Origin of the sequence: Streptomyces sp. SID11385, from assembly GCF_010548245.1 — a bacterium.
Lineage (GTDB): Bacteria > Actinomycetota > Actinomycetes > Streptomycetales > Streptomycetaceae > Streptomyces.
In genome coordinates this window covers 1-26,469 of sequence record NZ_JAAGLR010000377.1, presented here as the reverse complement: position 1 = coordinate 26,469, position 26,469 = coordinate 1, and the positions used below count along the sequence as shown (strand labels likewise).

Here is a 26,469-nt window from a genome sequence, read left to right as displayed (position 1 = left end):
GAAGAGCGATGAACCTGCGTACCCATGCCGCCCGCGGTGCCGTGCTCGCCGCGCTGTGCGTGGCCACGGCGGCTATGACCGTCCCCCAGGCCCTGGCGGCGGAGCCCCACGGGAAGGTCGCCGCCGCCGGCACGGCCGGGGCGAGCACATCGTTCGGCGAACTCGGCTCGCTGACCGACCTGATCATCGAGCGTCTTCGCGTCAGCGACGACGTGGCGGCGTCCAAGTTCGGCACGGACTCGCCGATCGACGACCCCGCGCGGGAAAGCGAGGTCCTCGACCGGGTCCGTGAGCAGGCCGCTGCCAACGGTGTGCGTCCCGAAGCGGCGGTGGCGTTCTTCCGCGACCAGATCACGGCGAGCAAGGTCGTGCAGAAGGGCTTGTTCGCGCGGTGGACGGCCCACCCGCGGCAAGCCCCCACGACGCGGCCGGATCTCACCGTGATCCGCGCACGCCTCGACCGCCTCACCACGGACCTGCTCCACGCACTCGGCACCACCGCACAGCTCCGCGCCGACCCCGCCGCGTGCTCCGTCGAACTGGCGTGGTCGACGACCTCGGGCGCGGTCCTGGCCCGTCTGGACGCCCTGCACCGCCAGGCCCTCCGGGCAGCGACGCCCTCGGTGTGCGACCCCGTCGACGGCCGGGACTGATGCCCCTGCCCCCACCACCTCCCACCTGGAGCACCACTGTGGCAGACCGACGTTGGACCGCTCGGGACATCCCCGGGCTGCGGGGCCGTACGGCCGTCGTGACCGGCGCGAACACCGGCTTGGGGTTCGCGATCGCGGCGGCCCTCGCCGGGCGGGGCGCGGACGTGGTGCTGGCCTGTCGCGACGCGATCAAGGCGGCCGCGGCCGCCGACCGGATCAGCACCCTCACGCCCGGTGCCACCGTTCGCACTCTCCCGCTCGACCTCGCCTCGCTGGCCTCCGTCCGCGCGGCGGCTCACCACCTGCACGCCGCGTACGACCGCGTCGATCTGCTCGTGAACAACGCCGGTGGCATCCGCCGGTGGTACGGGGTCAGCGAGGACGGCTTCGAGTCGACGATCGCCGTCAACCACATCGGCCCGTTCGCCTTCACCGGCCTGGTCCTGGACCTGATGACCGACGTGCCCGGATCGAGGGTGGTGACCGTCGCCAGCAACGGCCATCGTCAAGGCAGCATCGATCCCGCCGACCTCGACCCCGAGCAGGGACCGGAGTACCGGTTCACCACGGCCTACTACCGGGCCAAACTGGCCAATCTGCTCTTCACGTACGAACTGAACCGGCGGCTCGAAGCCAGCGGTTCCCGCACCATCGCGCTGGCCGGGAATCCGGGCATCGCCCGAACCGACGGCGGGCGGGAGATGAACCGGCTGGTCCGAACCGTGCTCAACCCCAAGGTGAACCCGATCGTCCTGGCGCTGTCGCAAAGCGCGGCGAAGGGCGCTCTCGGCCCCCTGCGCGCCGCCACCGACCCCGACGCGCGCGGCGGCGACTACTACTGCCCGCCCGGACGCGCGCAACGCACCGGGTACCCCGTGCGGGGAACCTCGTCCGGGCTGTCCCACGACATCGGACTGCAGCGGCGACTGTGGAGGGAGACGGAGCTGCTGACAGAGGTCAGCTACTGACACCTCGGCGTCAGGAACAGAGGAGAGCCGGCGCGCGACGTGCTCGCGTCCGCGCGCACCCTGCCGCGGACCGACGGCGCCGTCGACGGGGACCCCCGGGCAGAAGCGGCGCGCGAGCGCGGGCGTCACACCCTCGCCGGACTGCTCCTGAGCACATCCACTGAGCGCTGCGACACCCACAAGCGGTAGACAACCGGAGAAGACACATGTCATACGCACTGGGCATCGACGTGGGCGGGACGTTCACCGACGCCGTCGCCTCGGACGGTGCCGGCCGTATCGTCTCGGCCAAGACACCGACGACCCCGCCGCACCGCGAGCTCGGCGTCATGCGGACGATCGAGGACATCGCCGGCGAGCTGGACATCGGCCTCGGCGAACTGCTCTCGCAGACCGACTACATCGCCCACGGCACGACCGCGTCGATCAACGCATTGGTGCAGGGGACCGTGGCCGATGTCGGGCTCATCGCCACCAAAGGCCACCGGGACGCCATCTACATCATGAACGCCGAGGGGCGCACCCTCGGCAAGGCCGCCCACGAGATCCAGGACACCCTCCGCCGGCGCAAACCCGCACCCCTGATCCCCAAGCACCGCGCACGCGAGGTCACGGAGCGGATCGACCACGCCGGCAAGGTGCTGGTGCCCCTCGACGAGGACGAGGTCCGCGACGTCGCGCGGTCCCTCGTGGACCAGGGCGTCGAGGCGATCGCCGTCTGCCTGCTGTGGTCGTTCAAGAACGACGCGCACGAACGGCGTGTCCGCGAGCTGATCCACGAGATCGCCCCGGACATGTACGTCACGCTCTCCAGCACGGTCAGCCCCCGCATCCGCGAGTTCGCGCGGACCGCCACGACGGTCATGAACGCCCAGATCGGGCCCCGGCTGCGCGCGTACCTGACCCCGCTGCGCGAGCGACTGGAGGAGAACGGCCTCAAAGGCCCCCTGCTGGTCATGCAGAGCGAGGGAGGCACCATCACGGCCGACCGGGCGCCCGAACACGCCATCACCACGGTCGGGTCCGTCCTGTCCGGCGGGGTCATCGGCGGGATGCGCATGGCCGAGCAGTTGGGCCACCGCAACGTCATCACCACCGACGTCGGCGGAACCACCTTCCTGGCAGGACTGATCGTCGACGGAGAGCCCGTGATGGCGCCGGGATCGATCGTGAACCAGTACCCGATCAACGCGGCGACCATCCGTGTGCACACGATCGGTTCCGGCGGCGGGGCGCTCGCCTCCGTGGACGACGGCGGCAACCTGCGCCTCGGCCCGCGGAGCGCCGAGGCCGTCCCCGGCCCCGCCTGCTACGGCAACGGCGGCACGCATCCCACCAACACCGACGCCAACCTCGTCCTCGGCATCCTCAGCCCGCGCGGACTGCTCGGCGGCCGAAAGCCGCTCAGCACCGAGCTGGCGCGCCGGGCGATCCGCCGGCACGTGGCGGAACCGCTCGGCCTCACCGTCGAAGAGGCCGCCATCGCCATCCACGAGGTCCAGAACGCGCAGGCGGGAGACCTCCTGCGCCGAGCCGTCGTCCAAGCCGGCCACGACCCCCGGGACTTCGTCGCCTACGCCTTCGGCGGCGCCGGTCCCGCCCACTGCGCCGGGTACTGCCGGGACCTGGGGGTGAGCGAGGTCGTCGTCCCGCTCGGCCCCGTCGCCTCCGCCTTCTCCGCCTACGGGCTCGCCGCCTCGGACATCGTCCTGAGCGCGGAACTCTCCGACCCCTCCTCCTTCCCTGTCGCCCACACGACGCTGGCTTCCCACTACGCGCGGCTGGAAGCCGACCTGCGGGGCGCGCTCGACCGGCAGAAGGTGAACTTCCAGGAGGTGACCATGCGGCGCGAGGTCGACCTGCGCTACTCGATGCAGGTCAACGAACTCGCGACCGCCGTCCCGGACGGCGTCTTCACCGAGCACACTGCTGACGAGATCCTGGAGCGCTTCGAGGAACAGTACGAGCGCGTCAACGGATCAGGGGCCGGCTACCGCGAAGCGGGCGTGCAGGCGATCACCTACCGCGCGCGAGCCACAGCCGGCCTCGGCTTCCCCGTCGTCCTGCCGGACGTCGCCGAGGCCACCGGCTCCGACCCGGCCGAGGCCCTCCTGGAAGAGCGTTCCGTCTGCCTCGACGCGCAGACCGGTTTCGTTCCCACCCCCGTCTACGACTACGCCGGGTTGCGCGCGGGCCACGAGATCGCGGGGCCGGCGATCGTCGACGTGCCGACCACCGTCGTGGTGATCCCCGCCGGGGTGACCGGCCGTGTCGACCGCCTCGGCAACCTCGTACTCAGCTACCGGTGAGGACAGCTCCATGACAACGAAGATTCCCGGGTCGGACGAGTTCACCAGCCGCCCCGTGCCGCGCGAGGAACTGCTGCGGCAGATATCGCCGTCCGTACCCCTGCACCGGATCGACGACCAACGGAGCGGCGAAGTCAACGCGTTGACCTATGAGGTCGTACGGCACCGCCTGTGGGCCATCACCCAGGAGATGGGGGAGACGCTGCGACGGATGTCGGGCTCGCACGTCGTCACCGAGTCCAACGACTTCAACTTCTCCATCTGCGACGAGCTCGGCGAGCAGGTCCAGGTCGGCGCCTACAACATCGGCCTCATCGGCTCCATGGACCTCGCCATCGTCTGGACGCTGCGCCACCGCGGCGACAATCCGGGCATCGCCGAAGGCGACATGTTCCTCTGCAACGACCCCTGGATCGGCGGCGGACTGCACCAGAACGACGCCGCCGTGCTGGCACCCGTCTTCCACGACGGCAAGCTGTTCGGCTGGACCACAGCCATCGCCCACCAAGTGGACCTCGGCGGGCCGCGGCCGGGCTCCTTCAGCCCGTCGGCTCACGACGTGTTCGGCGAGGCGGTGCCCACACCGCCCCTCAAGGTGGTCCGGGGCGGGGTGTTGCAGCGCGACGTGGCCGACGCCTGGGTCCGCAGGTCACGGCTCCCCCACATGGTGGGACTCGACCTGCGCGCCAAGATCGCCGCGAACAAGAACGCGGCCGACCAGATCCTCCGGCTCATCGACAAGTACGGTGCCGACACCGTCAAGGCCGTCATGCACCGGATGATGGACGACGCCGAGCGCCGCTTGCGGGCCAAGCTGACCACCCTGCCCGACGGGACCTGGACCGCCGTCGGCTACCAGGAACAGTCGCGGACGGGCGACCGCGACCTGCACGCGATCAAGGTCGCGATGACGAAGGAAGCCGACCGGCTGGTCTTCGACTTCCGGGGGACGGCCGGGCAGACCGGCATCATCAACTGCCCCTACCCCGGCCTGCGGGCGGGCATCGTCTTCACGATGCTGCCGCTGCTGGCCGGGACCATCCCCTGGGCGGCGGGCGGGCTCATGCGCTGCTTCGAGATCGTCACGGACGAGGACACGATCACCAACGCCTCGTTCCCGGCGGCCGTGGGGAAGGGCCCCTTCGGCCCGGCGTGGGGGGCGGGCAACCTGATCGCCGAAGTGATCGCCAAGATGCTCGACGCCGAACCGGACCACCGCGGCGACGTGCAGTCGATCTGCAACGGCACCACCGATCTCTGCGTGGTGTCCGGCGTCGACGTCCGCGGAGGTGGCAGCAAGGGCTTCGTGTCGCCCGTCTTCGACGTCATGGCAGGCGGGTACGGCGCCCAGGTCCACCACGACGGCGTCGACACCGGCGGCCGGCTCATCATCCCCTCCGCGCGGGCGCCCGACGTCGAGATGACCGAGTACCTCTACCCCCTGGTCGCCCTGTGGCGACGGGAGCAGACCGACTCCGGCGGACCGGGCCGGCAGCGCGGCGGCATGAGCGGCTCCGTCTGCTACGTGCAGCACCCGGATCAGACCGGGAGCATGTCGCTGGTCATCTCCGGCACGGGCAAAGTCGCGAACCAGAACGTCGGCCTGGCCGGCGGGTACCCGGGCAACTCGCAGCTCGACCTCGTCGTCCGCGGCATCGACGTGCCCCAGCTCGCCGGGGCGACGGCGATCCCGGGCGGCCTGGACGACCTCGGCGGCGACATCGACGTGCTGCCCTGCGAAGGGGAGTCGCACCTCGGACCCCGGGACGCGCTCTACCTGCACTGGCAGGCCGGTGGCGGGTACGGCGACCCGCTGCTCCGTCCGGCCGGGACGGTCCGCGACGACGTCCTGCGGGCAGGCGTCTCCGCCCGGGCGGCGAAGGAGGTCTACGGCGTCGTCCTCGGCGACGGCAACCGGGTGGACGCGACCGCGACCGAGGAGACCCGCCGACTGCTGCGGCGGGAGCGCGCGACGGACGCGGGCCTGCCCGGCGCTGACCTGTCACCCCTCGGGACACACCCCCTGAGCGGCGCCCACCGGCTCGACGACAATCTCGCCTTCGTGGAGGCCCCGCACGGCAGGACGGTGGTGTGCGCGCACTGCGGCACCGGGATCGGCCCGCTGGCCGACAGCGCCTTCGTCGCCGCACTGGCGCGCCGCGACCTGCCCCCGGCGCACGCCGGACCGCACATCTGGCACGACCCGTCGGTGTACGTCGATACGGACATCGTCTTCCGCCAGCTGTTCTGCCCGGGATGCCTGACCGCGGTCAGCTCGCGTGTCGTGCCCGTCGATCATCCGCTGCCCTACGACGACTACCGGAAGTGGGCCTGACCCCGACCGGCAGGCCGGGCGGGCCGCCTCTTCGGGCGAGTTCGGGCGCGTGAGCGCCCGCGCCCGGCGAGGCGGGCCCGGCGCGGTCAGGCAGACGGCTTCGGGCGGGCGGGGGAGGCGTGCGCTTCGAGAAGTCCTTCCACGCCCAGCAGGAAGGTCTCGCCCACCAGCTCCGGATCGGAGAGGCAGCCGGCGGCCATCGCGCCGTCCCGCAGCATCACGAAGTGGCGGGCGGCGGGCTCGGCGGGCCGCTCCCCGGTCTTCGACAGGAGCTCGGTGACGGTGTCGAGGAACCACTGGCGGTGCGCCAGGACGGCCTGGTGCACCGGGTGATCGGCATCCGGGAACTCGGCGACGGCATTGAGGAACGCGCACCCCCGGAAGCCGGGGGACCGGATGTCCTCGGCGATGGCAGAGGCGAGAGCGCGGAGGGTGTCGGCCGGCGTGAGCCCGGCGGCGACGGCCGCGGCGGCCCGTTCGCGCATGACGTGGTCCGCCGCTTCCAGATAGGCGACGACCAGGCTCTCCTTGCTGGGGAAGTGACGATAGAAGGTGGCCCGTGTCACCTGTGCTTCCGCGACGATGCGATCGACGCCGACGCTGTGGATGCCCTCCGCGTAGAACACCCGGCTTGCTGTCGCGAGGAGTCGGTTCCGCGCTTCGGACGGTCGGCTTTCGGATTCGCTGCGCACCATGCCGCCATCATAACGGGTAGAACGTTCGGTCTTGACGGCGTGCCGCATCCTTGCCATTCTTCGAGGGAACAGAACGTTCATTCTCGTGAATGTGCGGCCGGTCCCGTACGAACTCGTACCGCCTCATCAGGGCTCATACGTGCTCGTCGCGCCGGCCGAACGCGAGAACAGCACCTCCCTTCGCGTGTTCACCGAAAGGAACATCGTGAGCGCCATCGCTGCTCCGTCAGGCATCACCACCACGGCGTCCGCCCTGCGGCGTCTCTACTTCGTCCGGTTCGCGTTCGCCCTCGTCTGGGCCCTCGTGATGTTCACGACGACCGACAGGATCAGCCCGGTCGCGGCCGTGCTGCTCGTGCTGTACCCCCTGTTCGACGTCGGCGCGGCCGTCGTCGACACGAGGGCCTCGCGCACCACGGGCTCGCCGGCGCTGCTCTACGTGAACATGGCGGTCAGCCTGATCGCGGCCATCGGCGTGGGCATCGCCTGCGCCTCCGGCATCCCGGCGGTGCTGCGCGTCTGGGGCGCCTGGGCGATCGTGTCCGGGCTGGTCCAGCTGATCGTGGCCGTCCCCCGCCGCAAGATGGGCGGCCAGTGGCCGATGATCCTCAGCGGCGGCATCTCGGTGCTGGCCGGGGCGTCGTTCGTGGCATCCGCCGGCGCGGACGATCCCACGCTCACCAGCGCGGTCGGCTACGCGATCCCCGGCGGCGTCTTCTTCCTCATCTCGGCCCTGCGCCTGGGCCGCGCCACCAAGGAGCGCTGACATGGCCGATCACACGTACGACGTCGTCGTGATCGGCGCGGGCCCGGTCGGCGAGAACGTCGCGGACCGGGTGGCGCGGGGCGGACTGAGCGTCGCCGTCGTCGAGCGGGAACTGGTCGGTGGTGAGTGCTCGTACTGGGCCTGCATGCCGACCAAGGCACTGCTGCGGAGCACGGCCGCGCTGCGCGCGGCCCGGCGGGTGCCGGGATCACGCGAGGCGGTGACCGGAGAGCTGGACGTCCCGGCAGTGCTCCGCCGTCGCGACGCCTTCTCCTCGCACTGGAAGGACGACGGGCAGGTGTCCTGGCTCGACGTTGCCGGGATCGCGCTGTACCGGGGTCAGGGGCGCATCGGCTCCGACCGGGTGGTCGAGGTCACCGACGCGGCCGGCGCCACGACGTCGCTGACCGCACGGCACGCCGTCGTGGTCGCGACCGGCAGCGCTGCCCTGCTGCCGGACATCCCCGGTCTGCGCGAGGCGGAGCCGTGGAGCAGCCGGGAGGCGGCGGCAGCACGGGCGGTTCCCGGCCGCCTCGCCGTCATCGGTGGCGGCGTGGTGGCATCGGAGATGGCGACGGCATTCGCCGCCCTGGGGTCGAAGGTGACGATGCTCGCCCGCGACGGCGTCCTGCCGCGCGCCGAGCCGTTCGCCGGGGAACTGGTCACCGGGTCGTTGCGCGATGCCGGTGCCTCGGTACTCCTCGGCGCGGAGGCCGAAGCCGTGAAACGTGACGGCGACGGCGCCGTGCACCTCACCCTCACCACCGGCGAGGTCATCGAGGCCGACGAGATCCTCGTCGCGATCGGTCGCACGCCGAACACCCAGGACATCGGCCTCGCCGCGGTCGGCCTGACACCGGGCGACTGGCTGACGGTGGACGACACGCTGCGCGTGCTCGGCGACGACGGCACGCCGCTCACCGACGGGTGGCTGTACGCCGCCGGAGACGTCAACCGCCGCGCGCTGCTGACCCATCAGGGCAAGTACCAGGCCCGCGCGGCGGGCGACGCCATCGTGGCGCGCGCCAAGAGCGAACCCGTCGACGCTCGCCCCTGGGGCCGCCACGTCGCCACGGCGGACGCGCGGGCGGTGCCTCAAGTGACCTTCACCGAACCGGAGATCGCTTCGGTCGGACTGACCGCCGCAGCGGCCGAGGCCGCAGGGCTTTCCGTCCGTGTCGTCGACTACGACCTCGGCGCCGTGGCGGGAGCCGCCCTGCACGCCGACGGATACCAGGGCCGTGCCCGCATGGTCGTCGACGAGGACCGCGAGGTGATCGTCGGCTTCACCCTGGCCGGTCCCGATGTGGCGGAACTGCTGCACGCCGCGACGATCGCGATCGTCGGCGAAGTCCCCCTCGACCTGCTCTGGCACGCGGTCCCCGCGTATCCCACGATCAGCGAGGTGTGGCTCCGGCTGCTGGAAGCGTACGGCCGATGACCAGGCGGCCGGGGGCCCGCCCGGCCGCGCGCCGACGCGGGCGGGCCACGAGGTGCGCGAAGCCGTCGATCCCGCGTGCGCGGAACACGACCGGCTGAGACACCAGGGCGGCTGTTCCACCCGCTCCGGGTGCTCCGAAGGAACGCCCTTCGCTCTTCTCGGCCGTCACACACGGAGGTGGGGTTCGAGAACGATCGACGGCCCACTTCGCTTCAGGAGGTCCGCGTGGCCGCAGTGCTGGTGAACGGCAACCCGGAGAGCGCGGCCGTCCGGGACCGCTTGTGCGCCGAACCGGGCAGGACGGACTTCGTGCGTCTGTCCCCGCCGTGCTTCGGCGCCCCCGTACCGCCCGGATGCGACTGCACCGTGACCGGCTACCGGGACTGGCTGGTCGCGGAGCCCCGATCTGCTGCGGACGTGGGCCAGCGAGTTCCTCGGCGTGTTCGACCCGGACTACGTCTGGCACGATCTCGCGAGGCAGTGGCAGACGCCGGATGCCGGCGAGGCGTCGCTCGCCGAGCTTCTGGGCGGCACGTTCGACGAACGCACCGCGCGCACGGTCGCCACGGGGATCGCCCGTCCGGTCGCCGCCCGGCTGGCCGCCGCGCAAGGACCCGGCAGGGGCCGCGCTGTCCTGGCCTTCTACCGCTCCGCCATTTCGTCGGCACGGAGGAGATGCGCCGCAGGTCCGCCGCCCGGGCGGGAGCACAGGTCGCGGCGCTCGACGGAACGGGTCACTGGTGGATGGTGCAGGACCCGTCCGGCAGCGCGCGGGCCCTCACCACCTTCTGGGCCGGGCAGAGCCCGGTCCGGTAGCGGGCGACGGTGACGGCGGGAGCCGGGCGCGGGCGCGCCCGGCAAAGGGGTACCCCTATCGGTCCTGACGGTACGCAAGGGAGCTGCTTCATGCCGTTCGCAAGGCTGAACGTTCTCCCCTCTCTGTGGCGGTGGTGCATGGCTCTCCGCGGTTACCTCATCTTCCTGGGCCTCGCCCTGGCAGCCGTCGTCGGCTCGGCGGCCGTCCTGCCGGCTGTCGCCTCACACACCTGGCCGGTCTCCGCCGACGTGACGCCGGGGAAGCCCTCCGGGAGGGCGGCTGCGGCGCTGATGGTGGGCCCCGAAGACGCCGGCCGTACCCGGCCCGTCCGGACCCCCGACAACACACCTGAGAGGAAAACAGCATGAAGGAGTGCATAGTGGTCGGCGGGGGAGCCGCCGGGATGAGCGCGGCGCTCACACTCGGGCGTGCGCGGCTCGACACCCTTGTCGTCGACGCGGGTCGGCAGAGCAATCTCGTCGCCACCACCCTCGGCGGCCTCCTCGGCCACGAGGGACGCCCTCCCGCCGAGTTCTACGAGGCGGCGCGCTCGGAGCTGGCCCGTTACGCGTCCGTCGAGCTGCGGCAGGGCGAGGTGACCCGGGCGAAGCGTGCCGACGACGGGTCCTTCACCGTGACCCTCGGCGACGGACGGCAGGAACGGGCCGTGACCGTGGTGCTGGCGCTCGGTGCGGAGTACCGCTACCCGCGAGTGTCCGGGATCGACGAGCGGTGGGGCGGCTCCGTCTTCCACTGTCCGTTCTGCCACGGCTGGGAAGTCCGCGATCGGCCCCTCGGGGTGCTCGCGTCCGGTGCGGTCGGCGTGCACGGAGCACTGAACCTCCGTGCGTTCAGCGACCGGATCACCCTGCTGACCAACGGCGGCAACCTGACGGGCCCCCAGCGCCGGCAACTGGCGGACGCCGGGGTGGGCTTGGACGAGCGGCGCGTCAGCGGCCTCGCGGGACCGGGAAGCCAGTTGCGGTCCGTGAGGTTCGCCGACGGCGGCGAACTGGCCGTCGACGCCCTTCTGGTCAAGACGATCCTCCATCAGCGCTCCGGACTCGCCCGCGATCTCGGAGCGAGCCTGACCGAACCGGACGACATGACGGGCGTCGAGGCGGTCGCGGTGGACCCGATGTGCCGGACCGGCGTGCCAGGACTCTTCGCGGCCGGTGACATGGCCACCTCCGTTCCGCCGTCCATGGCCGCCGCCGTCGCGTCCGGCTACGTGGCGGGTGCGGGCGCGGTCGCCCGGTGTGCGGCGGGCTACTGAGGTCAGCTCGTCGGGGTCCACCGCTGCGCGGCCGTACCGTTGCAGTCGTGGATCTGGAGCTGGGTCCCGTCGGCCGTGGAGCTTCCCGGGTCGTCCAGACACCGGCCCGACTGCGGGTTGACCAACGAGGAGCCGGCCCCGGTCACCCACCGCTGGGCGCCGGAGCCGTTGCACTGCCAGAGCTGGACCTTGGTCCCGTTCGCCGTCCCGCTGCCGCTCACGTCGAGGCAGCGGCCCAGCGCCCGCAGCGCGCCGCCCGCGTCGGGAACGTACGTCCACCGCTGTGCGGCCGTGCCGTTGCAGCCGTACAGCTGCACCGGCGTGCCGTCGGCAGTGCCGGAGTTCCTCACGTCGACGCACTTGCCCGCGATCCCCGAGCGGAGGGTCGCGGTGCGCGCCTGTCCCTGGGACTCCAGGGCGGACTCCACGAGCGAGGCCGCCGCCCTCATCCCCGCCTCGTTGGGGTGGTACGTGGAGCGGCCCGCGGCCGGACGGTACGTCTCCACCCATGGACTCGCGGCGCACGCGTCGTGTCCGTGGCTGGCCGACGCCAGATCGACGAGGGTCGCGCCCGTGGCGCTCGCGGCGGTGGCGGTGGCGTCCGCGAGGCGCGTGGCGATGCCGCGCTCGAACACCGCCTGGTCGTCGGTCAGAGGGACGTCGGCGCACACCCCGGAGTCCGGCAGGATGGTGAAGTAGTTCACCAGGTAGACGTGCGCTTGCGGTGCCGCGCTGTGCACACCGTTCACGATGTTCTCGATCCGCCCGGCCAGCTCGGGGAAGGTCCGGTCGATCGCGCCCTGGTCCACGGTGCCGCAGTTGGTGCCGCCGCTGGTCCGGCAGGAGTAGGCGTTGATGCTGCCCAGGTAGTCGACGTCGTTGCCGCCGATCGTCACCGTGACCGCGCGGGTCGCCGGGGTCACGGCCTGGATCTGCGGCGGCTGGCCGGCCTGGCCGGCCGTCAGGACGTTCGCGGTGGTCGCGCCGCTGCACGAGGCATCCGTCAGGTTCGCCCCGGTCTCGCGGGCGACGATGCTGGGGTAGTTGACGGCCGACCGGGCGCAGGCCGCGGCTCCGCTGCCCGATTGTGCCGGCGGGATGCCGGGCCCGGCGGCGAAGGAACTGCCGATCGCGACGTAATCGAGTCCCGAGGCGGCGGCTGCCGAGGCCGCGTGGTCAGACGGGGGCGCGGCTTGAGCGGCTGTCGCGGGCACGGCGAGGGCCAGAGCCGCCGCGACGGCGCACCATATCCGTGCTGAACCTCGGGCCAGTAAGCGGATCTCGGAGCGCGGACCATCCAGCATGGGGCACCTCCACAGAGGTGGGGCGGCACCGCACGAGCGCGGGACCGTACCCCGCTTGGCAACGTTGTCGCTCGGACCCTAGCGGGTGACGGGCCCCGGGCCAAGACCGCGTACGCCCCCGGCACACCGCCCGCCCGGGGCGCCCTCGGCCTCGGTTTTGCTCCGAGGTGATCGCCACCGGCCCCGCCGCACGGTCGCGGAGGTGAGCCGGTGCCGATCCCTGGCCCCCTGGTTGTCACGTCACGGCTTGCTGCCGTTCATGATGTTGGCGATCGGCCCGATCAGGAACCACTTCCCGTCGACGCCTTGCCCCTTGATCTGGTGGGCAGCGGTGTCGCCCTTGTAGTAGTACAACGGGTGGCCGCCGTACGTGACCTGCTTCGTGCCGTCGTCGCGGACGAGTGTGCCCACGTTGCTCGGCACGGTGTATTTGCCGGTCACGGTCACGGGTGTGGTCGTGGTGAGGGGCGGCCATTTCTTGGCACACGTGTTGTAGCAGGTGGATGCCGTCTTCTTGTCCTTGGTGTTCAGGTACAGGGTGCGTCCGGCCGAGTCCGTGAGCCAGATACCCGCGCTGCCTTTCGCGGTCTTCAGGACCAACGTCGCTTTCGCGCCCTTCGAGTTCGGCGCCGCGGAGCCCGTCGCCGCACCTGAGCCGGCCGAATCCGACGCCGCGGACGATGCCTTCGCATCTGCCGACGACGCGTCATCGGCAGAGCCGCCGCATGCTGCGGCGAACGTCGCCAGGGCGGCGAGGGAGAGGCCGAACCCAACCGTGCGCGGTGAAGTCGTACGGAACATGACCATCCTTAACTCGTGTGCGATGCACATCGACTCATCGAGGAATGCGTGGAGCGGTCCGGTGTGATCAGGAGACCCGGACAGTGATGGTGTGGTGGCCGGTGGCGCCGTTCGGCAGCACGTCCTGGACGAGCGGTGTCTGTACCGCGCCGGTGCCGTCCGTCGCACGCACCTTGACCTTGTGCGATCCCTTGGGCGCGCCCGTCCACCTGTAGGACCATTGCCGCCAGGTGTCCGCGGTGTCCGCCTTCGCCAGCGTCGCCTCGTGCCAGGCTCCGCCGTCGATCTGTACTTCCACCGCCGCGAGGCCGCGGTGGGTGGCCCAGGCCGTGCCGGCGAGCACCACGGTCCCGGCGGGGACCGTCGCCCCCGACTTCGGCACGTCGATCCGGGACGCGGTCTTGACCGGGGCCTGCGGCGCATAGCCGCGCGGCGTCCAGTAGGCGTCGGAGGAGGCGAACGTGGTGATGTTCAGATCGGTCACCCACTTGGTGGCCGATACGTATCCGTACAGGCCGGGGATCAGCATGCGGCACGGGAAGCCGTTCCTGACCGGCAGCGTTTCGCCGTTCATCGCGACCGCCAGCATCGCCTGCCGGCCGTCGAGCACTGCCTCGACCGGCGAGCCGAGGGTCATCCCGTCGGCCGAGGTGGACAAGAGCATGTCCGCCCCGCGACGAACGCCGGCCCGGCGCAGCAGGGGCGCCAAGGGCGTGCCGAGCCAGCGGGCGTTGCCGACGTACGGCCCGCCCACAGGATTCGACACACAGCTCAAGGTCATGTCGTGCTCCTCGAACCTGTAGGAGAGCAGCTCGTCGAAGGTGATCTCGAACGGGCGTTCCACCATGCCGTGGATCTTCAGCTTCCAGTCCCTCGGATCTACCCGAGGGAGCGTCAGCGCCGTGTCCACCCGGTAGAACTCGGAGGTCGGAGTGAAGAACGGCCCGAGGCCGGGCACCTTTGGGTGCACCGAGGCGCGTGGTGCGGGCAGCACCTTCGCCGGGGTCGGCAATACCACCTTGGCGCGCGCTTCGGACACGTTGTAGCGCTTCTTGATCCATGCGTTGCCGCCGTACCCGGCCGCGAGCGCGCCCGCGGCCGTACCCAGCGCTCCGAGCACGAAGCGGCGCCTCTCACCCGGTTCGGCGGACGGCTCTGTCACCTTCAACGACCAGATCGTCAGCCGGCGCAGCGCCACCGCCGCGGCGAGCCCGGCGAGCAGTGACGGCAGCGCCGCGGCCGTGTCCGCGGCCGGTCGTGTGACCGCGGCGAGCGCACCGACCACGCCGGTCACCGCGGTCAGAATGCTCGCGAGAGTCAGCCGGGTGCGGGCGAGCACCCCGTCGACGACCGCCGCCAACGCCAGCGTCACATAGACGCCGGTCAGCAGTACCGTCTTGTCGTTGCTGCCGAAGTTGCGGATCGCGAACTGTTCGAGCCACGTGGGTGTGACGCTGATCGCCCAGTCCCCGGCTGCCGCCACAGGCGCCGACGCTTCCCCGGTGGTCACCGCGACGAGTTCGCCCACCGCCAGCCCCGCGCCGCCTGCCACCAGGCCGACCAAAGCACCGCGCGCGATCCGCCCGCCGAGAGCGGCCACGCGGCTCGTGGCGGTGCTGGTCGCTGCGTCCCGCCGTACGTCCTCCCTCCCCGGGGCCGGCGCCGGCCTGCCTGTGGCCGCCCTCCCGTTCTCGTCGCCGGGTCGCTGCTCGCTCATGCGTCCTCCGTGCAGGTGGTGCCCCGGCCGGAGAAGCCGGACCGGCTGACGAGGCGTCGGCGACGTCGTACGACGCGGCGCCGCGTCGACCCCTCCCGTCGGCCGGCCAAGGCGCGGCACCGAGACGGGACGGATATTTCGCCGACTCACGCTTCTCTTCGCCGGACTCCGCGGCCAAGACTGATCGTTCTGTCTCGCCTCAGCATTACGACTTGCTCCACGTAAGTCAAGACAGAACGTTCTACTCGCCTCTGAGGTCGCGGCGATCCAAGTCGATGTGATCCAGGTGAGGGCGGTGGTGGAGCGCCATGCTGCTCGTCTCATGAACCGCGGACATCAGCCGCTGGAAGACGGCGGGGATCTGCGAATCGACGGATCGGTACGCGGTGACGCCCGCCGTGGCCGATTCCCGGAAGCGCAGGCAGTCATGGCAATGGCCGAGCAGGCGGACGCGCAGCTCGGCGAGCGCCTCGGTCACCGAGGCGAGGAGATCGACCTGGGTCCCGGGTCACAGGACTCCAGGCGACCCGAATCCCTGGAGCCGACCGGCTCCAGGGAGACCATGGCGGGGGTTGTTCGAGTGGCGGCACACGCGTGCAAGGCCATGTCCACGACGACCCCGGAGTGCGCCTGCATCCTGAAGAGCACGGCCAAGGAAGCCACGCTGCCCGAGGGGCCGGGAACGGTCACCCCGGCGCCCGCGCCGTGTGCCGGCGGTCAGGCGCGTGGAGCGCCCCGCCGGCGGGTGCCGGCTTCCAGCAGTGTCAGGCGGGGCGCGGGCCGGTCAGCAGCTCTGCCAGAGGCGGGTCATGACGCGGACCCCGAAGCGCAGGCCCTCCAGCGGGACGCGCTCGTCCACGCCGTGGAAGAGGCGGCCGTAGTCCAGGTCGTGCGGGAGCTTCAGGCCCTTGAAGCCGAAGCAGCGGATGCCGAGGTGGGTGAAGGCCTTGGCGTCCGTGCCGCCGGGGTTGCAGTACGGCACCGGGTGGCCGTCCGGGTCCTCGGCACGCACCGCCGCGCACATGGCGTCTACGAGCGGGCCGTCGAACGTGGTTTCCATCGCGATGTCGTGGTTGACCCACTCCCGGCCGACCGAGGGCAGCAGCAGCCGGTCGATGGTGTCGATCAGCTCCTGCTCGTGGCCGGGCAGAAAACGCCCGTCCACGCGGGCCGTGGCCTTCCCGGGGATCACGTTGGTCTGGTACCCGGCGGCGAACATCGTCGGGTTCGCCGAGTTGCGCAGGACGACCTGCATGAAGTCCGCGACCGGGCCCAGCCGGGCGAGGCTGCCGTCGATGTCGTCCTCGTCGAACTCGACGCCGTAGAGCCGGGCGGCCTCCTCCAGCAGCGCGCGGACGGGCTCGATCAGCCGGATCGGGAAGGTCTCGCGGCCGATCCGGGTCAGTGACTCCGCGAGGTCGGTGACCGCGTTCTCGTCGTTGGGGGAGGAGCCGTGGCCGGCCCGGCCGGTGGCGGTCAGCTCCATCCAGGCCATGCCGCGCTGCGCGTTCTCGATCGGGTACAGCCGGCGGGTGTCGTCGATCGCGAAGGAGAACCCGCCGCCCTCACCGATCGCCTCGGTGACCCCGGCGAACAGCTCCGGGCGGTGTTCGACGAGCCAGTGGGCGCCGAACTTGCCGCCCGCCTCCTCGTCCGCGAGGAAGGCGAGGACCAGGTCGCGCGAGGGCTTCGTACCGGTGCGGGCGAAGTGCCGGGCGGCGGCGAGCATGACCGCCACGGTGTCCTTCATGTCGATCGCGCCCCGGCCCCAGAGATAGCCGTCGCGGATCTCGCCGGAGAAGGGCGGCACCTGCCACTCGGAAGCGTCCGCCGGGACCACGTCCAGGTGGCCGTGGACCAGCAGGGCGCCGCGGCCCGCATCGCGGCCGGCGATCCGGGCGATGACGCTGGCCCGGCCCGGCGCCGACTCGATCAGCTCCGAGTCGATGCCCGCCTCCGCGAGGCGGGCCACGACCCACTCGGCGCTCGCGCGCTCGTCGCTCGTCGGGTTGGAGGTGTCGAACCTGATCAGCTCGGCGCAGAGGGCGATCACCTCGTCCTGGGCCTCCTCGGAGGCCGGGACCGGTGCGGTTTCGGGTGCGGTGCTCATGCTGCTCCCACAGAGGTGGTGGTGCGGGCGGCCGGGGCTGCGGAGTCCTGCTCGTCGGCGAGGACGGAGGCGCCGTAGGGCTTGATCCAGCCCAGCAGGCCCAGGACGCTGTACAGGACGAAGGCGGTGGCCAGCGAGTTCAGGGCCGGGATGCCGCCGTCGTAGAACTTGCCGACGCAGAACGCGGCGATCCAGATGGCGATCGACACCGGCACCCAGGTCGGGGAGTGCGCCGGCAGGGTCTCGGACTCCCGGGTCTCGTCCAGCGGCTTGCGCATCCGCTTGACGACCCAGTACTCGGCAACGATGATCCCGCCGATCGGCGGGATGGCGACGCCGAGGATCGTGAGGAACTCGGTGAAGTGGCTCATGATCCCGACGGCCGACAGGACGGTGCCCGCGATGCCGAGGACGACGGTGACCACGCTGCGGTGCACCCGCTTGTTGAAGACGACCTGGAAGAAGTTGACGACGCCGAGCGAGGAGCCGTACAGGTTCCAGTCATTGATCTTCGCCGTGGACATCAGGACGACGAGCACCCCGAAGGCGCCGGAGGTGGAGAGCACGATGTGCGAGACCTCGCTGCTCTTGACCAGGTGGCCCAGGAGCACACCGGTCAGGCCGACGATGTACTCGGAGAGGATCATCGACGAGGCGCTCTGCAGGAAGACGTGCGAGCTCTTGCGGTTGTAGCGGGTCATCTCCGGGGAGACGATCGCGCCCGTCATGTAGCCGCCGGCGATGGCGGTGGCGGCGACGGACAGCGGGATCGTGTCGCCCGGCGGCGGCGAGTGGACCAGATCGCTCAGCGAGTGGTCGTTCAGGGTCCGGATCACGGAGAAGGCGACCATCGCGAAGAACAGCGGGGTGACGACCTTCGCGAAGTTCGCCATGTACCTGAACCCGAAGATCACCAGGGCCGTGATGGCGATGCCCGCGAGCACGCACCACATCCAGGACGGGCCGCCGACCAGCGCCGAGACGCTGTCGCCGAAGATCTTGTTCTGCACGCCGAACCAGCCGACCAGGCTGACCGCGAGCACGAAGCTGACCAGCGCCGAGCCGTTGCGGCCGAAGCCCACCCAGCGGGTGAGCATCGGGGTGGCCAGACCCTCGCGCATCCCGGCCAGGCCGATCGCGAAGATCACCACCTCCAGGATCACCGCGCCCAGCGTGAACGCCAGGACCGCGCCGCCGAAGGTCATCCCGACGCCGATGGTGGCGCCGAGCGTGAACTGCGAGATCGAACCGGACTGGGCCAGCCACTGGAGGAGCATCGTCCAGAAGCCGAACCGCTTGTCACGCGGGACGCGCGAGAGCGAGTAGTCGTCGCTGCCGATGCTCTTGGGCGCGGGCGCCACGGCACCGGACTGCGGGGTGGCTGCCATCAGGACTCCTGGGGTGTACGACCGAAGGACTGCAAGTGGGTCAGCGAGCCGTAGCGGCTGACGAGGTTGTCGAACTCCACCGCGTCGTGGAAATCCAGCCGACCGTCGCCGTAGCCCTTGGCGACCTCGACGGCGTAGCGGGCGGCGGAGGCGATGTCGCTCTCGTGACTCGCTCCGGTTCCGCAGCCGGGCACCGCCGAGGCCGAGGTGATGGCCAGGCCGATCACGGGGGCGGCCGTCGCGGTGGACGGCTGGAGGATCGAATTGATGTGATGTGCACCGTTACCGTACGGGGTGATGTCCTGGGTGGTCACCGGGTACGTGACCAACGGCTCACCGGTCACCACCGCCAGCAGCTCCCCCAGCTGCTCGCTCACGCGGAGCACCCAGCCCTCCTTGACGGTGGGCGACAGGGCGAGGCCCTTGTGGTTGATGATGCGGTTGCCCTTGGTGGTGTCGATGGAGAGCACGGCCTCCATCTCGTCGCTCACCTCGTGCCGGTTCATCGTGGCGATGTCCACCGGCGAGCCCATGAACGGCACCGGGTCGTGCGGCTCGGTCGGGGCGTCCGGGCAGATGTGGGTGGCGATGATCACATCACCGGGCAGCACATCGCCCCGGCGGCGCATGTCGAGCAGCTTGGCCGCGGCGGCGAGCGCCGAGACAGCCCCGTCCGCGTCGGAGACCAGGCCGGTCACCTCGGGCCGGGCGCCGATGCCCCCGAGCCGGCCGACGATGCCCAGGGTGCGGGCGTCGCCCCCGGCCGTGCGGCCCCGGGAACCGGGGATGCGCACCGACACGAAGTCCGTCGAGCCCCGCTCACCGGCGACCGTGGTGACCTGTGCGGACGAGCCCTCGGCCCCCGCCGCGGCGTCCAGGTACTCGGCGACCGTCCTGCCATTGGCCCGGGGATCGTCGAGCAGCTCGACGAGGTCCAGTACGTACTTCAACATGAGGGGGCCTTTCTCGCGCATTCGTCACACCCGTCCGGAGCCGCCGGACAACCGGCATCAGGGCGGGGTGCTGAGAGCAGATTCGGGATCGGATAGCGTTGAGCGCAATAACTTCCCGTTATCTGCAACTCGGGTCGGTCCGGGGTCTGAATGGTGAGATGGCTATGGCGGAATTCGAAGTGGACCGGCGGACGCCCGCCGGAGCGCTGCAGACCGTGGACCGGGCGCTTCTCGTGCTGCTGGCGTTCGAGCGGACCCGGCCCGACTGGGGCGTGACGGAGGTCGCGACGGAGTTCGGCTGGGACACCTCCGTGGCCCAGCGGCTGCTCGCCACCCTCGCCGGGCGCGGCTTCCTGGTCTCCGACCCCGCCACCCGCCGCTACCGCATCGGCCCCGCCGTGCTGCGCCTGGGCCGCCTCTGGGAGCGCTCGGGCTCACTGGAACTGCTGGCCGGACCGGTCCTCAAGGAGTTGCGCCGGGTCACCGGCGACACCGTGCTGTTCTGCCTGCCCGACAGCTTCCACATGCGATGCGTGGCCGCCGAGGAGGGCGAGGCGGGACCGCTGCGCTACCACCCGCTCATCGGCGAGCTCTACCCGGCCCACGCCGGGGCCACCTCCAAGTCCTTCTACGCCTACCTGCCGGACGAGCAGCGCCACCGGCTCTTCCGCGGCCGCCCGATGGCCCGCTTCACCGACCGGACCGTCACCGACCCGGACACGCTGGAGCAGGAACTCCTGAAGGTCCGCGCCCAGGGATACGCCTGGACGGTCGGCGAGTACGACACCGGCATCGCGACCCTCGCCGTACCCGTCTTCCTGGGCCGCGAACCGTACGGAAGCCTCAGCCTCGGCGGCGCCGAGGAGCGGTTCGACGGGGCGCCCGAGAACCGCCTCGAACCGCTGCGGCACGCCGCCGCGCTCCTGGAGAAGCGCCTCACCCACCCGCCGCAGCGCCCGAAACCCAAGCCCCGCCGCACCCCCACGGCCTGACCGGACAACCCCGAGGAAGTACCCCGTGAATCTGCTCCTGCTCTCCAACTCCACCCAGTACGGCCGTGGTTACCTGGAACACGCCCTCGACACCGTCACCGCGTTCCTGCCCGCCGGAGCCCGCCTCGCCTTCGTGCCGTACGCGCTCGCCGACCACGACACGTACACCGCGCGCGTCCGCGGCGCCCTGGAGCCCGCCGGGATCACCGTGCACGGGGTCCACGAGCACACCGACCCGGTCGCCGCGCTAAAGGCCGCCGACGCCGTGTTCATCGGCGGCGGCAACTCCTTCCGGCTGCTCAGTGCCCTGTACCGGACCGGGCTGCGCGAGGCCGTGGCGGGCGCGGTCGTCGCCGGGCTGCCGTACATGGGCGCCAGCGCCGGGACCAACATGGCGGCGCCCACCCTGCGGACCACCAACGACATGCCCATCGTGCAGCCGCCGTCCTTCGAGACGCTGGGCCTCGTGCCGTTCCAGATCAACCCGCACTACCTGGACCCGGACCCCGCCAGCACCCACAAGGGCGAGACCCGCGAGGAACGGCTCACCGAGTTCCTGGAGGAGAACGACGTCCCGGTCCTCGGCCTGCGCGAGGGTTCCTGGCTGCGCGTCGAGGGCGAGGCGGCCCACATCGAGGGCGCCCGCCCCGCCCGCCTGTTCACGCGGGCCGGGGCACCCCGGGAACTGGCGATCGGGTCGGACGTCTCCCACCTGCTCACGACGGAACCCCGTTTCGACACTCCGGCGCGCTGACCGCCGGGCACCGGGGCGGTGCCCACCGTCCCGGTGCCCGTCCAAGGTCCGCCCGTCGGATGCCGGGCATCGACGAGATCGTTCGGGACAGCGGGAGGCGGATGCTGGCGCCGCCGTCTTAGGGGGGCGAACTCCGCGCTGGCATTGCCGAGTTGACCGACCAGCGCGACGAGAACGGTCGGCGGCTCGTGGACCGCAACGGCTACCATCCGCACAGGAAGGCCGGTCCTGCCGCCGTGGTGCCGCAAGTCCCCGAAGGTCAGTGAGGTACAGCCCTTGCTCTCCCCGTGCGGCCTGAAACGGCCAACGTCCTCGACTCCATGTCGCCATCCGCGCAGCTCAGAGCGAAGAGCGCCGTCCAGGGCATCTGCAATGTCGAGGAACGCGACCGTGCCGAGGCAGCGATCAAGACGTTCGCCAAGCTCCGTCGAGTCCGCCCAGCAGCGGTGGCGAGCCGTGAACGCAACCCACCTCGTTCCCCTCGTCCGCGCCGGAGCACGCTTCGAAGGGCGGCCGGCTGGTCGAACGGCTTTCATACCCGCGCGTTCACGCCGGGACGATGGCAGATCATCACCGCCGACGGCGCCGACGCCGGCATGCTCCACGTCGAGCACCGGCCGACGGCGATCCACCTGGCGCGGATCGAACTGCACCCCGACCACCAGGGACGCGGCATCGGCAGCCAACTCATCCGCAGTCTTCTGCACCAGGCCCGCCTGCACTGCCGGGACCTCACCTTGGACGTCCTCGTCCTCAACCAGCGGGGCGCCCGGCCCCCGAGGGAGCGGCCGACGACGAGGACAGCCGACCGCTCCGCCGGGGCTGGTCGCCCTGGTCGCTACTCGGCCTCCAGGACGAAGAACAGGAAGCACAGGAAACGTGGGTTGGCCGCGATGGCCTCGGGGAACAACTCGCGGGCGGCAGGATCGGGCTCCGGCTCGCTGATGGCCGTGATCCGGAAACCGGCCCCGGTGAAAGCCTCGATCATCGCGTGCAGCGGCCTGTTCCAGCGACTCACCAGGGCGGTGTGGCCGCCCATGGTCCACTCGACGGTCCAGTTGGTGGTGTCGAAGTAGTTGTACTCGGCCTCGGGGTCGGCGTCGCGGTGTATGAGGGTGATGGCAAAGGGATGGTCGACGGAGGCGATCAGCCGACCGCCGGGCTTCAGTGTGCGTCGCAGTTCGGCCAGCGCCGGTCCCCAGTCCTCCAGGTAGTGCAGCACCAGGGACGCGACGACATCGTCGAACGTGCCATCAGGGTAAGGAAGCGGGTCGGCCAGGTCCGTGACCTGTAGGTCCGCACCGTCGCCGAGCCGCTGCCGGGCCAGCCGCAGCATCTCGGCACTCGCGTCGAAGCCGCTCACACGGGCGCCACGGTCGCGCAGCGCGGCGAACAGCGACCCCGAGCCGCAGCCGGCGTCGAGGATCCGCCGGTCGGCCACGTCCCCTGCGAGAGCCAGCATGGCGGGCCGTTCGTAGTAGGCATTGATCAGGTTGGTTTCGTTTGCGGCCGCGTATGCCTCGGCGAAGCTGTTGTAGTCGTTGGCCTTCGACGGCTCCACACTCACCGCGGACGGCGAGACCAGCCTGCTGGAAATCGCGCGCTCACGGCGCTCGCTCGGGGTCATGGTGGGGGAGACGTGTGCCGCGGCGGCCCGGTTCCGCAGGGGCTGCGCCCGCGCCTCGATCGCCCCGGCTGGAGGCCACCGCGAAGCTCGCCGGGGAGGTCCGCCCCTCCGGCATCGCCGTCACCCTCGTCGTGCACGAGCAGAAGCGGTTCGGCACGGAGTGCGCCGAGGCCCGGCACGCTGTTGTACGGCCGGGCGTACGGCGCCTCAGTGCCATCACCCGGCCCCGCCCGGGTTGCTTGCACAACTCCGGGACGCAGGCGCGCCGTTAGCTGTGGAGAGGGCCGACAGTTCGACGACGTGCGGCGGGCAGCGTCGTCCACGGGGCCTCGGCGCTCGCGCCGCGCACGTCGCGAACAGCTGCGTTCGCGGTGGCCCGGTATCGGGTGCTCACTGGTAGTGCCAGGTCTTGACGCTGGCCTCTTCGGCGTCCACGTAGTTGCCCCAGTTGACGCGCATCATCGCGGCGATGGTGCCCAGCACCCCGCCCTCCGCCTCGCTGCCCAAGAGCGCGATCGCCGCGGAGTCCCAGTCGCGCATGTGCATCTGATACTCGGTCGAGGACTGGGCGATCCAGGTGTCGATGAGCGGCTGGAGCTTCTTGCGCAGCGCGTCCAGCTCGCTCTCGATGTCGGCGCCCCGCTTGTTCAGCTGGGGGCCGGCTTCTTCGAGGCGGCTGGCGACGAAAATGTTTGATCCTGCGAGGTCCGGCATGGGCGGAACGCCTCCTGGAAAGCGGGAAGGGCCCGCCGGGCGCGGGGCGCGGCGGGTGCCACCGAAGCGGTGGACGAGGGCGGGCCGGCCTTCAGTTCAGCCTGGCCGGGGGCAGGGCGATCCGGGAGACGTTGGCCTGTGCCGCGTGCTCGGCCCGCTGGTAGTTGTCGCTGGTGCCGCCGAGCCCGTCGCCGATCGCGACCAGCGCCTGGTGGAGCTTCTGCGCGTTGGCGTCCCAGTCCTGCATCAGCTCCTGGAAGCGGGCGGCGGCGATCCCGCGCCAGGCGTCCTCCAGGCCGATGACGTAGTTCTTCAGTTCGCTCAGATGCGCCTGGACGTCCTCGGCGGTGGCGTACGTCTGCTTGACCGAGTCGTCCATGACGGCTGGGTCCACGTTGTAGACGATTCCGTCCCGTGTCACGGACACAGTGGCAGCCTTCCGTCGAGGTGTGCGTGCGCACACCGGAATGTGTTCCCGAAGCAGCGGTGTGGGCGCGTGGTGCTCTCGGACAGGGCATCATATGTGTGCCGTACCGACACCTGGGCGCGACTCCGGTTCATCGCGTGACAATATCTCACACGTACCGTATCGCTGTCCGCTTCCATGTGTGCGTACGGCCGGATACGGACGCACACCTCGAACTCTGAAAGGACCATCCATGGGGGACTCAGATCCCACGAAACCGCGGGGACCGGGGCTGCCTGGGTTCGCGGGCAGCTTCGCCGCGAGTTCCCGCCGGGCCGGTGAACGCGACCGGCCGCATGTGGCCTCCCGGCTCGTGGTCGTCGCCACCGTGGTCGCGCTGGTCGCCGCCGCCTCGATCGGCTACGGAGTGCTGTCCACGATGCAGAAGGACTCCGGCGACAGCGCCAGGCCCACGAAGGTGGTGGCCACCGCGGGCGGCGCGCACGCCAGTGAACGCCCCGGCTCGCCCAGCGCCGGTGCCAAAGCCGGTACGGCACACGTGAAGAGCGCCGGAAGCGGGGCCGCGGCCGACGGGGGAGCGGACACCGCCCTGGTGGGCCCGGCGGCGGGCGACACCTCCGAGAAGGGCTCCTCGTCCTCCTCGTCCGGCTCCTCCGCGGGGAAGGGGGCCTCGTCCACCTCGGGCGGGGGTTCCTCCAGCGGGAAGAGTGCGACATCCTCCTCCGGCGGTTCCTCCGCGAAGGGCAAGACGTCGTCCTCCGGCTCGTCCTCCTCGTCCGGCTTCTCGTCCTCCGGTTCCTCCTCGTCCCGGTCGGCCGCCGCACCCACCGTGGTCAAGTCGGGCCGCATCGTGGGCTTCCAGTCGCACCGCTGCATCGACATCGTGGACGGCAACAGCGCCTCCGGCACGCGGCTCCAGTTGTGGGACTGCTCCGACGAAGCCTGGCAGAAGTGGACCTTCTACAGCGACGGTTCGGTCCGCTCGGTCGGCAAGTGCATGCAGGTCGCGGGCGGGTCGACCGCCGACGGTACGGCGATCCAGATCGCCACCTGCAACGGCAGCTACGCGCAGCGGTTCAACCTGAACAGCTCCGACGACCTCACCCACGCCAGCCACTGCGTGGACGTCACCGACAAGAAGAGTTCCAACGGAACCCGCTTGCAGCTGTGGAGCTGCGCGGGCTCCCCCAACCAGAAGTGGGGCCTGGGCTGAGGCAGCGGGCCGGCCGCCCCGCGACCGGCCCGCACCCGCCGCACTCCCGCACCCGTCCCATCCCCTCGCGACCGGAGTCGCCATGACCGAAGTACCCGACCTGGACAGCGTTCTGGAACGGATGGAGGAGCTGCGCAGCAGACTCGTGACCGCGCACACCGGCCGCTCCGCTGAAGGCGCCACCGGCAGTGCCGGGGGAGGACTCGTACGGGCCGAGGTGAACGCGGCCGGGGAACTCCAGTACCTGCGGATCTCCGCGCTGCTCGCGGACCCGGCGGACACCCACACCCTCGCCGCCACCGTGCTGGCAGCGGTACGCGATGCCCAGGACACCGTGGTGGCCCGCTACCGCGCCCGGTTCCGGGATCTGCTCGACTGACGCCGGAGCCCGGGCACGCCTCGGCATGGAACACGGCCAGGCGCGCGCGGCAAACCCTGACGGCCCATCAGGTTTCTCGTCCACATGTGCCCACCGGGGTGTGCCGCAGCCACGTACGTTGCGCTAGATTGGTCGCCCCGCCGCACACACCCGGCATCCCGCCGGGCCGTACCGGCGAACCCCGCCCCCGCCCCGGACTCCCGGGCCTGCCTCACACGTGCGCGCCTCGCCCCGCAGGGCGCGCCCTCCGCCGTACCACCCGGTGGACACCCCGTACGCGTCATCGGAAGGAACCACCCGTGCCAGCAGTGGAAGACGAGCGCTGCCGCGTGACGATCGTGGGCGAGCACCGCAGGATCGACCTGTCGGTCCCCGCCCACGCGGCGATCGCCGAGTACACGCCGATGCTTCTGCGCGCCTGCGGGCAGAGCACCGCCGACGACACCTTCCCGCCCGCCTGGTCGCTCGCGCTTCCCGGCTCCCGCGCCTTCGCCCCCGAGACCTCGCTCGCCGCATCCGGCGTGGTCGACGGCGCCACCCTCTACCTGCGCGACTTCGCCGCGGGCGAGTTCGACGAGGCCGAGGTCGCCGACCTGGAGGAGGAGATCGGCTCCGCGAACCGGGCCGGCCGGGTCTGGGACGCCACCGCCCGCGCCCGTACCTCCGTCGTCGCCGGGATCGCCGTCCTGGTGGGGGCGTTCGCCGCGCTCGACGGTCCCGGCCCCGGCCGCCCGCTCGCCGGGTTCGGTGCCCTGATCGCCGGGATCTGCCTCGCCCTGCTCGCCGCGCACGCCACCCGGCGCGGCTGGAGCCTGCCCGCCGGTCTGCGC

The 26,469-nt window shown here is 71.3% G+C and carries 25 protein-coding genes; 14 read left to right on the top strand and 11 right to left on the bottom strand.

What is annotated here, in order from left to right; genetic code table 11:
* The first annotated feature begins 8 nt into the window (after positions 1-8).
* From G3I42_RS11215 to G3I42_RS11200, 4 genes are all read left to right on the top strand, one after another.
* Positions 9-653: a chorismate mutase gene (locus G3I42_RS11215; protein WP_164284971.1), complete on the top strand. Its 645-nt coding sequence runs from the start codon at positions 9-11 to the stop codon at positions 651-653.
* Positions 653-1,621, top strand: coding sequence for an oxidoreductase (locus G3I42_RS11210; RefSeq protein ID WP_164284969.1), 969 nt, complete (start codon positions 653-655; stop codon positions 1,619-1,621). The genes G3I42_RS11215 and G3I42_RS11210 overlap by 1 nt, the downstream gene beginning before the upstream one ends.
* A gap of 206 nt (positions 1,622-1,827) precedes the next feature.
* On the top strand, positions 1,828-3,930 hold the full coding sequence (locus G3I42_RS11205; protein ID WP_164284967.1) for a hydantoinase/oxoprolinase family protein: 2,103 nt from the start codon (positions 1,828-1,830) through the stop codon (positions 3,928-3,930).
* Positions 3,931-3,940: 10 nt separating this feature from the next.
* The gene (locus tag G3I42_RS11200; RefSeq protein ID WP_164284965.1) at positions 3,941-6,265 is read left to right on the top strand and encodes a hydantoinase B/oxoprolinase family protein; all 2,325 of its coding nucleotides are present in this window, start codon (positions 3,941-3,943) and stop codon (positions 6,263-6,265) included.
* An 86-nt stretch (positions 6,266-6,351) separates the two neighbouring features.
* Here G3I42_RS11200 and G3I42_RS11195 read toward each other — a convergent pair whose 3' ends face one another.
* Positions 6,352-6,960 (bottom strand): TetR/AcrR family transcriptional regulator, encoded by a 609-nt coding sequence (locus G3I42_RS11195; RefSeq protein WP_164285014.1) that lies wholly within the window; start codon positions 6,958-6,960, stop codon positions 6,352-6,354.
* Between the two features lie 205 nt (positions 6,961-7,165).
* Here G3I42_RS11195 and G3I42_RS11190 point away from each other — a divergent pair, with 205 nt between their 5' ends.
* The 5 genes from G3I42_RS11190 to G3I42_RS11170 all read left to right on the top strand — a co-directional run bounded on the left by G3I42_RS11190 (position 7,166) and on the right by G3I42_RS11170 (position 11,260).
* Positions 7,166-7,726 carry a hypothetical protein gene (locus G3I42_RS11190; RefSeq protein ID WP_164284963.1) on the top strand — a complete coding sequence of 187 codons (561 nt, stop codon included), beginning with the start codon at positions 7,166-7,168 and terminating at the stop codon, positions 7,724-7,726.
* A gap of 1 nt (position 7,727) precedes the next feature.
* Entirely contained in the window at positions 7,728-9,167 is a 1,440-nt protein-coding gene (locus tag G3I42_RS11185; RefSeq protein ID WP_164284961.1) for an NAD(P)/FAD-dependent oxidoreductase, read from the top strand.
* 675 nt (positions 9,168-9,842) lie between these two features.
* On the top strand, positions 9,843-9,983 hold the full coding sequence (locus tag G3I42_RS37510) for a hypothetical protein (RefSeq protein WP_239096387.1): 141 nt from the start codon (positions 9,843-9,845) through the stop codon (positions 9,981-9,983).
* 90 nt (positions 9,984-10,073) lie between these two features.
* Positions 10,074-10,352, top strand: coding sequence for a hypothetical protein (locus G3I42_RS11175; RefSeq protein ID WP_164284959.1), 279 nt, complete (start codon positions 10,074-10,076; stop codon positions 10,350-10,352).
* Positions 10,349-11,260: an NAD(P)/FAD-dependent oxidoreductase gene (locus tag G3I42_RS11170; protein ID WP_164284958.1), complete on the top strand. Its 912-nt coding sequence runs from the start codon at positions 10,349-10,351 to the stop codon at positions 11,258-11,260. The genes G3I42_RS11175 and G3I42_RS11170 overlap by 4 nt, the downstream gene beginning before the upstream one ends.
* A gap of 2 nt (positions 11,261-11,262) precedes the next feature.
* Here G3I42_RS11170 and G3I42_RS11165 read toward each other — a convergent pair whose 3' ends face one another.
* The 7 genes from G3I42_RS11165 to G3I42_RS11135 all read right to left on the bottom strand — a co-directional run bounded on the left by G3I42_RS11165 (position 11,263) and on the right by G3I42_RS11135 (position 19,533).
* A complete protein-coding gene (locus G3I42_RS11165; protein ID WP_343244517.1) occupies positions 11,263-12,474 on the bottom strand; it encodes a ricin-type beta-trefoil lectin domain protein in 1,212 nt (403 codons plus the stop codon).
* 330 nt (positions 12,475-12,804) lie between these two features.
* Positions 12,805-13,365: a hypothetical protein gene (locus G3I42_RS11160; RefSeq protein WP_164284954.1), complete on the bottom strand. Its 561-nt coding sequence runs from the start codon at positions 13,363-13,365 to the stop codon at positions 12,805-12,807.
* Positions 13,366-13,432: 67 nt separating this feature from the next.
* Positions 13,433-15,082 (bottom strand): molybdopterin-dependent oxidoreductase, encoded by a 1,650-nt coding sequence (locus G3I42_RS11155; protein WP_164284952.1) that lies wholly within the window; start codon positions 15,080-15,082, stop codon positions 13,433-13,435.
* 241 nt (positions 15,083-15,323) lie between these two features.
* Positions 15,324-15,560 (bottom strand): hypothetical protein, encoded by a 237-nt coding sequence (locus G3I42_RS11150; RefSeq protein WP_164284950.1) that lies wholly within the window; start codon positions 15,558-15,560, stop codon positions 15,324-15,326.
* 306 nt (positions 15,561-15,866) lie between these two features.
* Positions 15,867-17,192 carry a M20/M25/M40 family metallo-hydrolase gene (locus tag G3I42_RS11145; RefSeq protein ID WP_164284948.1) on the bottom strand — a complete coding sequence of 442 codons (1,326 nt, stop codon included), beginning with the start codon at positions 17,190-17,192 and terminating at the stop codon, positions 15,867-15,869.
* Complete coding sequence (locus G3I42_RS11140; RefSeq protein WP_164284946.1) at positions 17,189-18,580, bottom strand: cytosine permease; 1,392 nt, start codon at positions 18,578-18,580, stop codon at positions 17,189-17,191. The genes G3I42_RS11145 and G3I42_RS11140 overlap by 4 nt, the downstream gene beginning before the upstream one ends.
* The gene (locus G3I42_RS11135; protein ID WP_164284944.1) at positions 18,580-19,533 is read right to left on the bottom strand and encodes a DUF1177 domain-containing protein; all 954 of its coding nucleotides are present in this window, start codon (positions 19,531-19,533) and stop codon (positions 18,580-18,582) included. Before G3I42_RS11135 ends, G3I42_RS11140 begins: the two co-directional genes overlap by 1 nt.
* A 158-nt stretch (positions 19,534-19,691) precedes the next feature.
* Between G3I42_RS11135 and G3I42_RS11130 the strand changes: the two genes are divergently transcribed.
* Both G3I42_RS11130 and pepE read left to right on the top strand, forming a co-directional pair.
* Positions 19,692-20,525 carry an IclR family transcriptional regulator gene (locus tag G3I42_RS11130; protein WP_164284942.1) on the top strand — a complete coding sequence of 278 codons (834 nt, stop codon included), beginning with the start codon at positions 19,692-19,694 and terminating at the stop codon, positions 20,523-20,525.
* Between the two features lie 25 nt (positions 20,526-20,550).
* On the top strand, positions 20,551-21,279 hold the full coding sequence (gene pepE, locus G3I42_RS11125; RefSeq protein ID WP_164284940.1) for a dipeptidase PepE: 729 nt from the start codon (positions 20,551-20,553) through the stop codon (positions 21,277-21,279).
* Positions 21,280-22,117: 838 nt separating this feature from the next.
* Here pepE and G3I42_RS37505 read toward each other — a convergent pair.
* From G3I42_RS37505 to G3I42_RS11105, 3 genes are all read right to left on the bottom strand, one after another.
* The gene (locus G3I42_RS37505) at positions 22,118-22,906 is read right to left on the bottom strand and encodes a class I SAM-dependent methyltransferase (protein ID WP_164284938.1); all 789 of its coding nucleotides are present in this window, start codon (positions 22,904-22,906) and stop codon (positions 22,118-22,120) included.
* A 390-nt stretch (positions 22,907-23,296) separates the two neighbouring features.
* Positions 23,297-23,620 (bottom strand): WXG100 family type VII secretion target, encoded by a 324-nt coding sequence (locus G3I42_RS11110; RefSeq protein ID WP_164284936.1) that lies wholly within the window; start codon positions 23,618-23,620, stop codon positions 23,297-23,299.
* Between the two features lie 91 nt (positions 23,621-23,711).
* Positions 23,712-24,041, bottom strand: coding sequence for a WXG100 family type VII secretion target (locus G3I42_RS11105; RefSeq protein ID WP_164284934.1), 330 nt, complete (start codon positions 24,039-24,041; stop codon positions 23,712-23,714).
* A gap of 238 nt (positions 24,042-24,279) precedes the next feature.
* On the opposite strand from G3I42_RS11105, the gene G3I42_RS11100 reads away from it, so the two are divergent.
* The 3 genes from G3I42_RS11100 to G3I42_RS11090 all read left to right on the top strand — a co-directional run.
* Positions 24,280-25,260 (top strand): ricin-type beta-trefoil lectin domain protein, encoded by a 981-nt coding sequence (locus G3I42_RS11100; protein ID WP_164284931.1) that lies wholly within the window; start codon positions 24,280-24,282, stop codon positions 25,258-25,260.
* A gap of 82 nt (positions 25,261-25,342) precedes the next feature.
* Positions 25,343-25,639, top strand: a complete 297-nt coding sequence (locus G3I42_RS11095) for a YbaB/EbfC family nucleoid-associated protein (RefSeq protein WP_164284928.1) — start codon at positions 25,343-25,345, stop codon at positions 25,637-25,639.
* Positions 25,640-25,938: 299 nt separating this feature from the next.
* The coding region (locus G3I42_RS11090) for an EsaB/YukD family protein (protein ID WP_343244516.1) at positions 25,939-26,469 on the top strand (531 nt) is incomplete at its 3' end.